Here is a 15,190-nt window from a genome sequence, read left to right on the forward strand (position 1 = left end):
TGCAACTGGCACTTAGCTGAACTTCGCCAAAGAGCTACAAGCAAACATTGAGTTATTGGTTTTAATAATTAGCTTTTAACTAAATTTAAATAAACTTTAAAGCTGGTAGTTTGATTATTTGAACTGACCTCTATATCTCCACCGTTTGCTTGCGCTAGAGCTTTAACTATTGCAAGCCCTAAACCTGCTCCGTCACTGTGTCGTTGCCGCGACTTATCAGGTCGATAAAAGCGGTCAAATAAATAAGGTAAATGCTCAGAAGGTATTCTCTCCCCTGTATTAATCACTGAAATGCATATTTTTTCAGCGGTGGTCATTTCACTGTTTACAGTGATTGATGAGCCTTTTGGAGCGTACCTAATTGCATTGGATAGTAAGTTTGATAATAATTGACGAAAGTGTAATTTGTCACAATAAAAACAAAGGTTTTGACCTTTTTTATTAAATGCAATCAATGAGTCTTCAGCCAAAGCGTCAAAATACTCAAATAACACTTCAATTTCATCATGGCTTTTTAGAGTGTTTTGAACTGGTTTAATTAGCCCGTTTTGAGTTTTGGCGAGCCAAAGCATATCACTAACCATTTTCGTTAATCGCTCGAGTTCTTCTAAGTTAGAAAATAATAATTCTTGATACTCTTCCAACTGCCTTTTTTTAGATAATCCAACCTGTGTTTGAGTAATTATATTCGTTAGTGGAGTTCGTAGTTCATGAGCAATATCACTAGAAAAATTTGATAAGCGAATAAATTCACCCTGGAGCCTGTCGAGCATTGAGTTAAACGACTGCACCATATTAACAAGCTCAATAGGCACTTTATTTTCATCGAGCCTTACATCCATTTTATTAGTTTGGATATCGTGTATTTTCTGACTTAAACCTCGTAAAGGGTTTAATCCTTGATGTACAGCAAACCAAGCCACCAATGAAATGAGTACCGCTGAGCCAAACATAATGGCCCAAAGGCTTTGTTGAAATTGATTGAGAAAGTGTAAATGAAAGCTCATGTCTATCGCTGTAGTAATTTTGTATTGCTGTTGCTCAGTACTTAAATTACTCACCAGAGCTCGGTAGGTGTGGGTATCATTTTGCCATGAGGTAATGTTGTTACGGTTAAAGCCAGTTGAAGCCTTAGCACTCATTACAAAATCACTAAAATCTCGTTCAGAGCTTTGAAAAATGAGATCTCCTTTTGCGGTATTTACCTGATAGTAAACACCGTGATGACCCGCTACAGCGTTAGATAATTCATTTTTAAATTTCAGGTTTGATTTATAGTGTTGTCTTAAAACTAATTCAATAGATTGATTAATAACATGCAGTTCACTACTATCTTGCTGGAAAAAATGATGTTTTATCGAACTATTTATTAAGGTGGCAACTAAAGTTAAGCACGCAATAACGGTTACAGCCACAAACAACACAACACGCATCGTAAGTGATAAAGGCCGTGACTTAATAGCCATCAGTTTCAACCTCTAATTTATAGCCCATACCGCGAACTGTATGAATTAATTTAATAGTAAAGTCATCATCAACTTTTGCTCTTAGCCTACGAATGGCAACATCAATCACATTGGTGTCGCTATCAAAATTCATATCCCATACTTGAGAAGCAATTAACGAACGTGGCAGTACTTCACCTTCGCGCCGTAACAATAGTTCAAGTAAGCTAAACTCTTTATTACTCAATAAAATACGCTTGCCTGCACGTTGTATTTTTCGCTTTGGAATATCCATTTCTAAATCAGCAACGATCAGTATATCGTCAACTGTTTGTACTGCACCACGGCGAATAAGAGTGCGTACTCTTGCTAAAACTTCAGCAAAAGCAAAAGGCTTTATTAAATAGTCATCAGCACCAAGTTCGAGCCCCTTTACTCTATCGTCTATGCTATCGCGAGCAGATAAAAATAGTACTGGGGTTTTGTTATCTGCTTCACGTAGCGACTGTAAAATTTTCCAACCGGATACGTCAGGTAACATGACATCAAGTATTATTACATCAAATAATTCGGTCATTGCTAGGTGATGACCGTCAAGACCATTGCGCGCCAAAGAAACCTGAAAACCAGCTTCACTTAGTCCCTGTTTTAAATAATCTCCCGTTTTTGCTTCATCTTCAACAACTAATAAGCGCATACAATTCCTTCATTAAAGTCCTAACAACTACCTCTGCAAATATTATGCAGTACCTGTCACTACAGCAACATGACACCAAGATTACAACTTTGTAATGTTCGCGTCATGTTGAAGACAGGTCTATTTTCTATACTCAATACATATTCTGCTATGAAGGAGTAAGGAAATGGGGTTTAAAAAGTCATCACAACAGGTTAGCACACCACGAAGACGATTTGTTCAAGGCTTAATTGCAGGAGGTGTACTTGCTGCTTTTCCGAGTGTATTACATGCTGCATCATCTTTAGTAGCAGGAACAATAACAGGCACTGTGCCCGAACTTAGCGGCGAAGTAATTGATCTGGTTATAGATGAATCGCCGGTTAACTTTACTGGCGTAGTACGTATGGCGACAACTATCAATGGATCTATACCCGCTCCTACCTTGCGCCTCAAAGAAGGCGATGACGTTACTATTAGAGTAACAAATAAGTTATCAGTACCGAGTTCAATTCATTGGCATGGCATTATTTTACCGTATCAAATGGATGGCGTACCAGGTATCAGCTTTAAAGGCATTATGCCGGGCGAAACCTTTGTTTATAAATTTAAACTGCAACAAAGCGGTACATATTGGTATCACTCACATAGTGGCTTTCAAGAAATGACAGGCATGTACGGTGCATTAATTATTGAACCGCGAGAAAACGATATTATTAGTGCAGATAACGAGCATGTTATTCAATTATCTGATTGGACTGATGATGACCCAATGGCGCTGTTCCGTAAATTAAAAGTACAGAGTGATGTATTTAATTTCAATCAACCCACTGTCCCAGAGTTTTTCGATGACGTTTCAAGCAGCAGTATTTCAAATGCTCTACAGCGCCGAAAAATGTGGAATCAGATGCGAATGAATCCTACAGATTTAGCTGATTTATCTGCATCAGCAATGACTTTTTTAATGAACGGTAGTACTCCAATGGCAAACTGGCGTGGATTATTTAAAGTCGGTGAAAAGCTTAGGTTAAGGTTTATTAATGGCTCTAGTAATAGCTTTTTTGACGTGCGTATCCCCGAGTTAAAACTAACGGTTGTACAAGCAGATGGGCAAAACGTTGAACCAGTGACAGTTGATGAATTTAGATTCGGCCCTGGTGAAACCTACGACGTAATTGTTGAGCCTAAAAATGATGCCTATACGATTTTTGCTCAAAGTATGGATCGCTCTGGTTACGCAAAAGGAACTTTATCAAGCTCGCCTAATATTGATGCGCCAGTACCTGCACTTGACCCTGTTGAATGGTTAACGATGACCGATATGATGGGCAATATGACCCACGGCGGTGAGCACTCTGCAATGGCTGGTATGGCAGGCATGTCAGGTATGAACTCTAAAGAAATGGATCATAGCGCTATGGGCCACGGTGCAATGGCGATGGATCATAGCAAACATGGTATGTCTGAAAACCCATTAGCGGTTGCCAGCTCTAAAGTGCGTCATGCAAAAACGGAGTATGGAGCTTCAGTTGATATGCGCGTTGATATGCCTAGAACAAATCTTGATGATCCTGGTATTGGTTTACGTAAAAATGGTCGTCGTGTTTTAACACTTGCAGATTTACACTCACTTGAAGGGATCACTAACCAGCAAGAGCCAGAAGCTGAAATTGAGCTGCATTTAACCGGAAACATGGAGCGTTATAGCTGGTCATTTGATGGCTTAGAATTTGGTAAAAGCACGCCAGTGCATATGAAGCATAACCAACGTTTAAGAGTTATTTTACAAAACGATACCATGATGACGCACCCTATGCATTTGCATGGTATGTGGAGTGATTTAGAAAACGAGCAAGGTGATGTGCAAGTGCGACGTCATACGATACCTGTTCAACCCGCACAAAGAATCAGCTTTTTAACCACCCCTCACGATGTAGGTCGCTGGGCTTGGCATTGCCATTTATTATTCCATATGGATGCCGGTATGTTTAGAGAGGTAGTCGTATCATGAAACAATTAAAACTATCTAAATCATTAGGTTTATTAATGTTAACAGGGGCTTCATTAATTAGTTTCCCTTTATTAGCGCAAAGTGAAATGGCACAAATGAATAGCGCTAAGATGCAACCACAAGGAGGAAGTGCACCTAAAGATGCAAGAGACCCCCATGCTTACTCTGCGGGAACAACTTTAACAGAAGGCCCATATGCGCTTGAGGGCAATGAGCGATTAACACTCGCTGATGAGCATCCATTTTACGCATTACTAGGCGATCGTCTTGAATATAACGAGCAAGCAAACGCAGGTGTATTTGACTTACAAGCATGGTACGGCACTACCTTTGATCGATTGGTAATTAAAACCGAGGGTGATTTCAGCGAAGGAAGTATTGAAGAAAACCAAACCGATATTTTATGGGGTCACGCCGTATCAGCATATTGGGATACTCAAGCAGGTGTTCGTCTTGATTACAATAAAGAAGGTGAAAATCGGCAATGGTTGGCTTTTGGCTTACAAGGTTTAGCCCCTTATTGGTTTGAACTTGATATGACAGCATACGTAGGTGAGCGAGGCAATACCGCATTTACGTTAGAGGCAGAGTACGAACTATTACTCACGCAAAAGCTAATTATACAACCGCGAGCCGAAATTACACTTTATGGCAAAAACGATAAACAAAACGAACTTGGAAGTGGCCTATCAAGCAGCGCGATTGGCTTTAGGGTTCGTTATGAATTTACACGCCAGTTTGCGCCCTATATTGGCGTTGAATGGAGCAATAAATTTGGCAATACCGCCGACTATGCCACATCAAGTGGACAAAGTAGCAACAACACCGCATTTGTTACGGGTATTAAATTTTGGTTTTAATCATTTTAAATAAGAGGTAATTATGAAGTTTTTTAATTCTGCAGTAGCTATTTTAGGTTTAGTACTTACATTTTCCGCATCAGCGCATATATCACTCAAGCAATCAACACCTGCGCAAGAAGCCATGTTAATGAAAAGCCCAGAGCAACTTTCGTTAACTTTTGGTGGTGAAGTAAGGCTAGCAAAAGTCATCATCAAAGATGAAAAAAATAAATCAATAAACTTTGATTTCAAACCAAGCTCTACCCCAAGCACAGACTTTAGTTGGTCATTGCCGAGCTTAGTCCAAGGCACTTACACGGTTAAATGGACAGCACTGGGTGGTGATGGACATAAAATGACCGACACGTTTAGATTTATGGTACACAAAAGTGAATCGCATAAGATGATGCAAGTACAATCTAATACCCACAGCAAACATAATCATTAAGTAGCAACATAATGCAATTAAGTGAATGGTCAGTACTCTTACTATTATTAAAACTAGCAAGCTATATCGCAATTTCAGGGCTTGCGGGCACTTTATTAATGCGCTTTATGTGTGGCAACAGCAATGTTGCAGGGCATCACTTAATTAGCTTTTATCAGTTCTTAAAACGTTGGCAAATTACGTGTGTAGTTACAGGTAGTATTGCTGCACTTTTACAAGTACCAATAGAAGCTGGAGCAATGGCTGAATCAGGCTTTATGGGAATGTTTGACCCCTTTATGCTTGAAATTGTTTGGCAATCAGTCATAGGTGACCAAGCAACGTTTAGAATACCAGCGCTTATTATTGCTCTAATTAGCGCATGTATGTGGAGTGTGGAATCAGATGATAACGTAGCAGGTTATAAAAACGTTGCCGTTATACTAATCATGCTTGGGTTTATCGCTTATAGCTTCACTTTTACTGGGCACAGTGCAAATGAAAATGGGTTAGTGAAAAGTATTTTAACCTTTCACCTTATTGCCATTGCGAGCTGGTTAGGGTCATTGTGGCCGCTTTACAAAAGCTGCACTTTACTACCTACCAGTGAAGTAAAGCGGTTAATGCATTACTTTGGTCAACTCGCTATTGTTATTGTATTTGTACTACTTATTTCGGGCTTAACTCTGCTCCTGCAGTACCTAGAGTCATTTTCTGCATTGTTTACATCAAATTATGGGCAACTAATTTTATTAAAGCTGTTACTCGTCAGCGCGATGCTGTTACTAGGTGCATGGCATAAGCTTTTTTTAGTCCCGCAAATCACTCAACAACACCATATAAGTATATTAAAACGCTCGATCACTGTTGAAATATTAATTGCCCTATTTGTACTTATTACAACAAGTGTATTTACAACACTTGTTGGTCCGCCTATTTAACGATTAATAAAAAAGGAAAATGTATGTTAATTAAATCCTCTAATTTAAAAATTTTATTGCTACTAATTTTTAGCGCTGTTAGTTCTTTTGCTGTGAACGCACACACCCATGAAGAGCACACAAAAAAAGGCTGGGTCTTTGTTAATGTTGATAGCGAAGCTGCAAAGGCAGTTAGCTTATTTCATGCATCCCTAAAACAAGGCGATGCCAAAGGTGCCCGTAAATTACTGGCCGACGATGTCGTCATTTTTGAAGGCGGAATTGTTGAGCGTTCTGCAGATGTATACGCGAACCATCATATGATAGCGGATATGAAATTCTTAAGTGCAGTTGATAGTGAACTGCTAGAGCATCAAGTTCACACAAATGGAGACATAGCTTACTCAATTTCAAGAAGTAAAACTCAAGGAAAGTATAAAGGGAAAGATATTAAGTCTACGGGAATGGAATCAATCACATTAAAAAACACCGATAAAGGTTGGAAAATCACTCATATTCACTGGTCTAATTAAGGAGTTAACAATGCGAGTAATCTACATTACCTCAGCGTTTTTTTTATCATTAACTATGTCATTTTCGGCAATGAGTATCGAAAAACAGCATAAAACATCAATAATCTATGAAAATTCAGAAAAACCTGAAATTGAGCTTACCGTTTATAAAAGTAAAAATTGTGGATGTTGTAATAAGTGGATTGCTCATTTGAGTGAAAACAATATTCAAACAAAAGCAATTAACGTTAATGACATGGGGTCGATTAAATCTCAGTATCAAATAAAACCTAATATGCGCTCATGCCATACAGCCGTGTCAGCCGATGGATTTGTATTTGAAGGTCATGTTCCCGTTAAACATATAAAACAGTTTTTATCTGGGCAACACGCTCCGCACATTACAGGCTTAAGTGTACCAGCCATGCCTATTGGCACTCCCGGAATGGAAATGGAGGGTATATTTCACAAATATAATATTGAACTACTCACTGACAACTCAAATGAAGAAACCTACAGATACATAAGTAAATCCAGCGAGCAATTTTAGCCTAACGGCATAATTCTTGAGTTAATTATTAAATACCCATTTTACACAACAGGAAACACTGATTTGTGAGCTTGATAGTGTAAAAATTACTCACATGTAAAAACAAAATACAAAACTTTTAAGGAGCAATACAATGTCACACTATTCAAAATTTTTTTTAATGATAGCAACATCCACAATAACCATGTTTGTATTGATGTATTTGAACACCTACCAACTTAGTCATGTTTATTTTAGTGAAACTCGTACTTATATGGCGCTTTATATGGGAGCCACGATGGCAGTGATAATGCTACTTTTCATGCTCAATATGTATAAAGATAAAAAGAAAAATATAACAGTACTCATTGCTAGTGTTGCCGTATTTGCAGGAAGTTTATTTTTAGTTCGCTCACAAGTGACTGTTGATGATAGCTCATGGATGTCGGCGATGATCCCACATCATTCAATTGCCATACTCACCAGTGACAGGGCAAAAATCAAAGATAAACGCGTTCAAAAGCTTGCTACAAATATAATTGAAGCCCAAGAGCGAGAAATAAAAGAAATGCAATGGCTCCTAAAAGATATAGAGCAAAACGGCATTGCACAAACCAATGCTCAAGCACAATTAAGAGCTGTTCCAGATTTCAATTCAAATAAATAAATAAACCGCATAACATAAGGAGTAAAGCATGAGTAAATCAGCCCAACTTTTTAGAATGGCAACAGATGAGCATATTTGTCCGTTTGGTTTAAAATCAAAAGACCTACTAGAGCGAGAGGGATATACAGTTGATGATCAGCTTTTAACTTCTCGAGAGCAAACAGATGAATTTAAAAAACAACACAGTGTAGAAACTACACCTCAAGCATTTATTGATAATAAACGTATAGGTGGCTACGACGATTTACGTGATTACTTTAATAAGCCACAAGCAGCCCAAGAAGGTACAACTTACACGCCCGTGATTGCGATTTTTTCGGTTAGTTTTTTGCTTAGTGTGGCATTTAGTTTTGCATCGGATAATAGCTTATTATCAATGCAAACCGCTGAACTGTTTGTAGCCCTAACAATGGCAGTGTTAGCAATACAAAAGCTTCAAGACTTATTTAGCTTTACTAATTCATTTATAACCTATGACTTAGTCGCTATGAAAGTAGTCAGGTACGCTTATGTTTACCCATTTTTAGAAGCATTTGTTGGCATTGGAATGATAGCCGGGTTACCAGCCTATATTATTGCCCCTATTTCATTATTCATAGGTGGGGTTGGTGCTGTTTCAGTGATAAAAGCAGTCTATATAGATAAACGAGAGTTAAAATGTGCGTGTGTAGGCGGTGACAGTAACGTACCACTAGGGTTTATCTCTCTAACAGAAAACTTATTTATGATAGCTGCCGGTATTTGGATGTTTGTTAGGTAAATAACAGCTTTAATTTAAAAATATGATGACGAGCTTATTTATAGCACGAACCAGATTCAGTAGTTGAGTCTGGTTCTGCCTGAACTTAAAATGCCATCAATTTGCTCTGGCTTCTCTAAGGTATCTTGAAGTTACAACGAGACTAAAGTTTTTTATCAATTGCATGATTTAAAAAAGCACTAGCCCTCTAATTTTATTAAATAGATCTAATCTAAATTTGATTCCAGAATTCTTTTGGCAATAAATTTTTAATCATCCTAGTGTTTAAGAATTTATAAATTTAATTAATAAATTTTGTGAAATTTTTCTAGTCCGCTTAGAGCGATAAGCGGTCGTTAGCAGTTACTTTTCAATTTCGTCAAAATATATATTGCCTGCATAGTCAAGAAAACGACCGAATCGCTCGTTTTTGTCCTGAAGTAAAAACCAGAACTACTGTATTTTGGTAGTGCTGGCAAATAGTTAAGAAGTTTGTTACAAGTGGGTAATTAAGATAAACGAGCGACGCTGTGGTAGAAGAACGTGCGATTCGCTCGCTATAAACATCCTATATGCTCTAGGAAATTATGAAATATCTAGTCAAACTTTATCTTGTTTTGCTCATGGTGGGCTGCACTTCAACTATTCAGCATGAATTACCTGGAGAAAAAATTTCAACTAGAAAGGCTGCAGATTTTAATGAAAAATCTGATGTTCCAAAGTGGGTCAGTAAGAATAAGAGCCTAATTGAATCACATTTATTTGTTTGCGAAACTTGTTTCGGTCACAAAGTGCAAGTGCATATAAATATTGATGATAATGGTTATCTAAAGTTTTCTAAAATCGTGCGTTCTACGGGCCAAAAAGAGCTAGAAAAAGAAGCGTTAAAAGCCATTAAATCTTCGGAACCGTTTGATATTTCGTACCTAAGTGAAGCAGACAAGAAAGTAGTACAAAATATAATATTTACCTTCGCCCCAGAAAAGAACACTTAACAAGTGACTAAGGTTATGAGTGTCCGCTTATGGCACTCTCCAGCCACTCGATAAAATAATAATTGATAAAGTGTTTTTCTCCGCCTGATGGCTCTTAGCTTATCCGACCTACTCTGGCACTAACTGAAAATACTCTTACTCTAAATTTAAAGTTAAGCTCTAATCAAAAAATATCAATTTTTGTGCCCTACTTTGCTTCAAATTGTAGTTATTATTCTCAATCTGTGACTCAAAATCAGCTTAAGTGATGGTACCCACAAACCCAAACCCGATATCTTATATTTCATAATTTATACGTTGATATTTGTCGAATTAAAATATTTTAACTAGCTTAAAGGCTGGCTGGTCAGTAACTTACATACATATAAAACTAAAAAGCACCCTGATTAACTCAGAGCGCTTTGCGTTTAGGACAAATAAACAAGGGTTATACAAATTTAATAAGGAGATGCTTAAGCATGACCTTCATGCTTGGGGTGTTACTTTTTCGATAATATTCGTAGTTATAGATACCTGTTATCATTCTAGTGCAAAAAAAACTTAGAGCGATAAACCAAGCGAAGTTTTCAGTGGATTGGAACTGTAAACACAATATAGCTGAGCCACTAAATGCGATAATCGAATAGGTAATTTCTATTCGATATTGGCTAAAAGCCTTTAAAATTTTGGACATTAAAAACCGTCATCAAAAGCATCAAAAGAATCATGTTCTATAGAGTCACCTATCGACTCTTCAATTTCATAAACAGTCATTACCCTGTCTGGCTGGCCCACCACATTGCCACCAACATCTACGATATTAGTACTGGCATTTGTGATAGGTAGTCCTGTTGTTGGATTAATAGCAATATCATTAGCGTCGTTTTTCATTTTTAAACCTTAATAATCATTAATTAATGCTTTCAAATTTAATGATTTCGTGATAAAAAACAAACTTGTTTGACTGCGCAGCTCAGCAACAAACAGTTTGAATAAGGCATTCACTTTTCTTCTATTTTCACTTAATTTTTTTAGTAAAAACCCTCTCCTCTTTATCTAAAAAGTTTATTAATAAGTTTAATTTGAAGGCGGCTTTTGTCTGCAAGACAGGTTTTTAGATCGCATTTTTCGGCACGAAAAACTGCAAAATAGCGCCTCAGAATGAGGCCAACAAGCGCGTAATGTGGTGTAGGCGAAGCCGTAGACACATGGAGAAAGCGCGAATGTACAGCTGGTCTGTACTGACCGCGATAGTGTTTCGCATCAGCGAAATTCGATTAAAATTTGGCACAAATTGATATCGAACCATAATTTTCGTCAGAAAATAAAAGCGAAGAAAAATGCGGATAATGGGGCACCCATCGCATTGTCTGAAGCGGCAGTATGGCGGTCAGTACAGAGCGTAGCTCGGTGCATTCGCGCTGGGTATAAAACGCTAGCGCGATAGCGCGTTGAGCCAGCTCGTTGCGGAGCAACACCAGAGCTGACGGGCGTTTTAGACCTATGGTTGAGTAGCGAAGCGACGAGGCCATCCGCTGAAAGCGGCTTTTGTTGCGATAATTATCGCGACAATCATTCCGTACATGCTGCCAGAGCATCTCGGAATGAAAAACGGCAATATAATTATAAAATGATGATAATTTTTGTGTTGCGGTGCTAGTTAATTTTAATAATTAACTCACCAAAAGGATTTTTGAATTGACTCAGCAACCATCAAAAGATTTAGAAACGAAAAACCCGCTTCATACTCACTACCCTCGCTATTTTGATATTAATATGCGGTATTATCTAGGCGAAAATAACCACCAAAAAGGGGTTAACAGAACCAAGGTCTCGGTGCTTATTGCAATTCGGTTTTCTATTGTTACACCAGGCATTGTGCGTTGGCTCTACGGCATTAATCATCGCCTCGCGTTGGAACACCTAAACAGGCTAGAAAAAGATGGTTTACTGCGTGTAGTAAAAACACACCGCAGTCCAGATGGTCGCGTCTATGTGCCTACCTATACTGCTGCCAAATTTGCCGAGGAGTTAATGGGCATCGACGTGTATTTTAGGAGTAATAAAAACCCTGCTCTGCAGTTCAACCAAAATAATGTAGCACACAACCTTATAAACGCATTTGTAATGTTGCGCGGTATACATAATTATCACAGTGATGAAACGTACGCCCCAATGTGGAGTGGATTCATTACCGAGCCTGAATTTAAACGTATTAATAACCTATCTGATGCACGAACTGTGGATGGTGCTGTGCGACTCCTAGATGGCTCTGTTGCAGCAGTTGAAATTGAGCATTCATTTAAAAATAAAACGGCACGACAGGTCATTTTACTAAAATATTTGGCCTCGTTAAAAAAAAACGATTACAGTAAGATTTTTTTATTCTCTCAATCGGTCAAAATTTTTGATGACATTAAACGACTCCACGAACAACTATTTGAGGAAATGCCGCAACGTTTTGACAAGAAGACACGAGCACCACTTCTCAGTGAGAGCGATGCTGAGCTGCTGCGTGCCTCAATAATATACCGAACTAAATTGTGCTCTGAAATTGAAAAAATGTTTTACTCGTAATGCAGTAGTATCAACATTGAGACATCATGATTATTTTATTTATTCAATTGTTTAGAGTAAAAAATCTTAGCTTCATCGTCACCAATGATTTTTGCATACGTTATACAGCGCCTTATATCTGCTTTTGCCAATCTAAAAGCGGGGTTTTCGTTTTGGTTTGATAGCTCATAATTTCCTAATCGATTGAGGTTTCCCCGAGCCCACACACCCTCAGCATGCGACCCCTTATTGACTTTAGGGCGACGAGATAGTCTTGGCCTAGCAAACTCTTCACTTTCACTAGAGCATTGAGTAAAATAGGAAAATTCAATGGCAGTAATACAGTTACCCATTTTTTTAGGCTTAAACGTTACGCGTACATCTGTGTGGGCATTAATTTTTTCAATAGCAGGTAACAGGATGCGGTTTTTAAAATCGCGCCATGCTCCATATGATTCAGATAAAAATAATTTTTGTTTCATCTCTGGCAACTGAAAATTCACAACTACCGCGCCCTGTCGTTTGTAATTTTTATAATTTCGCACCTCGTTTAGGAGTGCATACAACCGAAATGATGCTAGGCTGTTTAATTTTACTGTGTTATGAAAAAATAACCTTGTGAAATTTTTCTCTATATTAAAAATATACGGCTCGATTTCTTCTGAAAACTCAAGTGTAATGAAAGACCCTTGATTTTTCACCTTTTCGTATGAAGCGCTACTCACCCAAGGAATTGAAAGCGACTGCCCGCTATCGTCTAAAATGCTTACAGATTTATCTCTGAGTGACTCTGCGGCAGAACTCAGCTGCTCATAAACGCTGTACTTACTCAGGCCGAAACACTTGGCATATTCCGTTGGATAAATCAGAATTTTTCCTGGGTTAGACTTTTTGGAGTTTACTTTAGACAGCGCGAGATTTATTAATCGCTGCTCATTAATATCGAGCGAATAACCCGCATGTAACAGCTTATTGCCGAAAACAATTCTTGGAGAATTTTTACTACTCATTTCTCTACCTCATTTCTAGTTTATGCTGTTATGCTAACCGCGGCTCAACGAATAAAAGAAATTTCGGTAAGTTTTTTGGTAAAAAAAGTTTTATTTATTTACAGTGAAAATGGCCCCCTAAACCGTATAAATTGCCTACTCATTTCGTATAAAATGCCACAATAAACATATAAATTGCCCACCAAAACAGTAAATATTTTATTTAATTTCAATAAGATAACCCCCTCTAAAAGTATTAAAATAGAAAAAATAAAAATACAGGCACATTTGCAACTTTTATAAATTTATTAATTCATTTCTGACGGTTAAAAAATAAATTAATTATTTTTTTATTTTTTATTTTTTATTTTTTTACCCCGCCACTATCATTTGTAATAAAACTACTGAGTGAACTGACTTACTGAAATACGCAAAAGGGAGATAGACATAAATCTACCTCCCTTGTGCATTTGACCTATGGCCTTGCCAAACATGATTACAATGACCTCGCTTTTGAGGCATCGTAACGAAACCCTGTATTTGCGCAGGACCCCCTCCCAGGTTTGATACTCAGTAACTGAGTAAAATGCCCTATTAAACGCTATTGCAGTTAGGGCAACGAATCAGCAAATAATGATTCAGGCATATTTTGGGAGATATGATTAGGCTGTTATTTTGATTTTGAAAATAACCATTATGACCTCAGTTTCAATCGTTAATTTTTTCAATTAGACCCTAGGGATAAACATCATCCTCGAAGTCACACGGCAGCTCCACACGCTCTACTGGGTGGCTAATTAGGCTGTGCATGAGCTCATAAGCAAGTTTTCGCATAGCAAACTCATTTAGTGTTTTATTCGCTGTAATTTCAGGGCCAATAACCTCCCACAGCTCATCTAAATTCGCATTATCACTGCGTAATTCTAATAAGTTTATCTGGTGGTCATTAGCGGTGATTACTCGGCTAAATGAGTGTAATAAATTTAAAAAATCCAATGTTGATACGTATGTATGTTTCATTTTTTCACTATCCTTGTGTGTTTTGTTATCAAAATCGATAACGTATTAGTAAATAAAATCAGGCATGGGTATTTAAAACGGTTTACGAAAAATATTTTTAAAAAAGCGAACAAATGTTCGCTTAGGGGGTTATGCATTGTCGATAATATCGACCCAATCACTTTCTGTTGCTGCAAAAAATGTAGTTGGCGTTTGCATAAATATTTGCTGGAACTCTTCAGAGAACAGCTCACAAAACTGTGTTATTTGCTCTATGTAGATAAGTAAAAAAAGCGTCATGTCGTGCCCTTCTAAATACCTATTCTCAAAACTTGGATTTTTTTCCAACATACTATTTGAAATACTAATGCCAAGTATTTTTCCAACGCTATCTCTATGTAAATAGATGTAATTATTGAAATTTAACTCTAATGTTTGTTCATTAACTACATCTGCTAACAATAAAATTGTAGAGCAGTCATCCCACGGAGATCTACTGGCTCGAACGTATTGGCGAATAAATTGAGATTTAATATTTTTCATGATTTGTCCTCGTTAATTGTCCTGAAATTAACTAGGGCCATGCAATGGGTAAAAGTGAAGAATTGCGTTTTGTTGGTTTAATTTGCAAAAATAATAAAAATCATTAATGTTGGAATATCACTGTACAACCTTGAGGATGAATAATATGGCGGAATATATTTGGTTATTACCTGCGACCGTATTAACAATAGTTTTAGTCGTGGTTATTAAAAAGTCCAGAAAGTAAACCTATATTTTAAGTGCTTAGACAATTCAGCGTGAAGAGTAACTTGAGCCTACCTATCAGTAATAAGTATTGAACAATTAATAAACCAACTTCAATAATTTCCTGATAAATATACAAAACACATTACTTAATTCT

The 15,190-nt window shown here is 37.5% G+C and carries 16 protein-coding genes; 10 read left to right on the forward strand and 6 right to left on the reverse strand.

From position 1 onward, the window contains the following. Nucleotides 1-68: 68 nt before the first annotated feature. Nucleotides 69-1,466 carry a heavy metal sensor histidine kinase gene (locus tag B5G52_RS05575; RefSeq protein WP_010388405.1) on the reverse strand — a complete coding sequence of 466 codons (1,398 nt, stop codon included), beginning with the start codon at nt 1,464-1,466 and terminating at the stop codon, nt 69-71. Beyond that, nucleotides 1,456-2,142 (reverse strand): heavy metal response regulator transcription factor, encoded by a 687-nt coding sequence (locus tag B5G52_RS05580; protein ID WP_010388408.1) that lies wholly within the window; start codon nt 2,140-2,142, stop codon nt 1,456-1,458. The genes B5G52_RS05575 and B5G52_RS05580 overlap by 11 nt, the downstream gene beginning before the upstream one ends. A gap of 166 nt (nt 2,143-2,308) precedes the next feature. Between B5G52_RS05580 and B5G52_RS05585 the strand changes: the two genes are divergently transcribed. The 9 genes from B5G52_RS05585 to B5G52_RS05625 all read left to right on the forward strand — a co-directional run bounded on the left by B5G52_RS05585 (nt 2,309) and on the right by B5G52_RS05625 (nt 9,763). Continuing rightward, entirely contained in the window at nt 2,309-4,132 is a 1,824-nt protein-coding gene (locus tag B5G52_RS05585) for a copper resistance system multicopper oxidase (RefSeq protein WP_010388409.1), read from the forward strand. Next, nucleotides 4,129-4,992, forward strand: coding sequence for a copper resistance protein B (locus tag B5G52_RS05590; protein ID WP_002963237.1), 864 nt, complete (start codon nt 4,129-4,131; stop codon nt 4,990-4,992). Before B5G52_RS05585 ends, B5G52_RS05590 begins: the two co-directional genes overlap by 4 nt. Nucleotides 4,993-5,014: 22 nt before the next feature. Then, entirely contained in the window at nt 5,015-5,422 is a 408-nt protein-coding gene (locus B5G52_RS05595; RefSeq protein WP_010388411.1) for a copper resistance CopC family protein, read from the forward strand. 11 nt (nt 5,423-5,433) lie between these two features. Then, nucleotides 5,434-6,342 (forward strand): copper resistance D family protein, encoded by a 909-nt coding sequence (locus B5G52_RS05600; protein ID WP_010388414.1) that lies wholly within the window; start codon nt 5,434-5,436, stop codon nt 6,340-6,342. 23 nt (nt 6,343-6,365) lie between these two features. After that, on the forward strand, nt 6,366-6,854 hold the full coding sequence (locus tag B5G52_RS05605) for a DUF4440 domain-containing protein (protein WP_002963057.1): 489 nt from the start codon (nt 6,366-6,368) through the stop codon (nt 6,852-6,854). A gap of 10 nt (nt 6,855-6,864) precedes the next feature. Beyond that, nucleotides 6,865-7,383 (forward strand): DUF411 domain-containing protein, encoded by a 519-nt coding sequence (locus B5G52_RS05610; protein WP_002963058.1) that lies wholly within the window; start codon nt 6,865-6,867, stop codon nt 7,381-7,383. Nucleotides 7,384-7,516: 133 nt separating this feature from the next. Then, nucleotides 7,517-8,029 (forward strand): DUF305 domain-containing protein, encoded by a 513-nt coding sequence (locus B5G52_RS05615; protein WP_010388415.1) that lies wholly within the window; start codon nt 7,517-7,519, stop codon nt 8,027-8,029. Between the two features lie 28 nt (nt 8,030-8,057). Continuing rightward, a complete protein-coding gene (locus tag B5G52_RS05620) occupies nt 8,058-8,789 on the forward strand; it encodes a MauE/DoxX family redox-associated membrane protein (protein WP_002963060.1) in 732 nt (243 codons plus the stop codon). A 566-nt stretch (nt 8,790-9,355) separates the two neighbouring features. Then, nucleotides 9,356-9,763: an energy transducer TonB gene (locus B5G52_RS05625; protein WP_024598543.1), complete on the forward strand. Its 408-nt coding sequence runs from the start codon at nt 9,356-9,358 to the stop codon at nt 9,761-9,763. Nucleotides 9,764-10,435: 672 nt separating this feature from the next. On the opposite strand, the gene B5G52_RS05635 is transcribed toward B5G52_RS05625, so the two are convergent. Further along, nucleotides 10,436-10,633 (reverse strand): hypothetical protein, encoded by a 198-nt coding sequence (locus tag B5G52_RS05635; protein WP_002963063.1) that lies wholly within the window; start codon nt 10,631-10,633, stop codon nt 10,436-10,438. An 807-nt stretch (nt 10,634-11,440) separates the two neighbouring features. Between B5G52_RS05635 and B5G52_RS05640 the strand changes: the two genes are divergently transcribed. Then, a complete protein-coding gene (locus B5G52_RS05640; protein WP_002962291.1) occupies nt 11,441-12,319 on the forward strand; it encodes a hypothetical protein in 879 nt (292 codons plus the stop codon). A gap of 35 nt (nt 12,320-12,354) precedes the next feature. On the opposite strand, the gene B5G52_RS05645 is transcribed toward B5G52_RS05640, so the two are convergent. From B5G52_RS05645 to B5G52_RS05655, 3 genes are all read right to left on the reverse strand, one after another. Beyond that, nucleotides 12,355-13,308 (reverse strand): replication initiation protein, encoded by a 954-nt coding sequence (locus tag B5G52_RS05645; protein ID WP_002962290.1) that lies wholly within the window; start codon nt 13,306-13,308, stop codon nt 12,355-12,357. Between the two features lie 714 nt (nt 13,309-14,022). Beyond that, nucleotides 14,023-14,307: a hypothetical protein gene (locus tag B5G52_RS05650; RefSeq protein ID WP_002962289.1), complete on the reverse strand. Its 285-nt coding sequence runs from the start codon at nt 14,305-14,307 to the stop codon at nt 14,023-14,025. A 129-nt stretch (nt 14,308-14,436) separates the two neighbouring features. After that, nucleotides 14,437-14,829, reverse strand: coding sequence for a hypothetical protein (locus B5G52_RS05655; RefSeq protein ID WP_010558040.1), 393 nt, complete (start codon nt 14,827-14,829; stop codon nt 14,437-14,439). Nucleotides 14,830-15,190 lie beyond the last annotated feature (361 nt).

The organism is Pseudoalteromonas sp. A601 (assembly GCF_002165575.1).
Classification (GTDB): Bacteria; Pseudomonadota; Gammaproteobacteria; order Enterobacterales; family Alteromonadaceae; genus Pseudoalteromonas.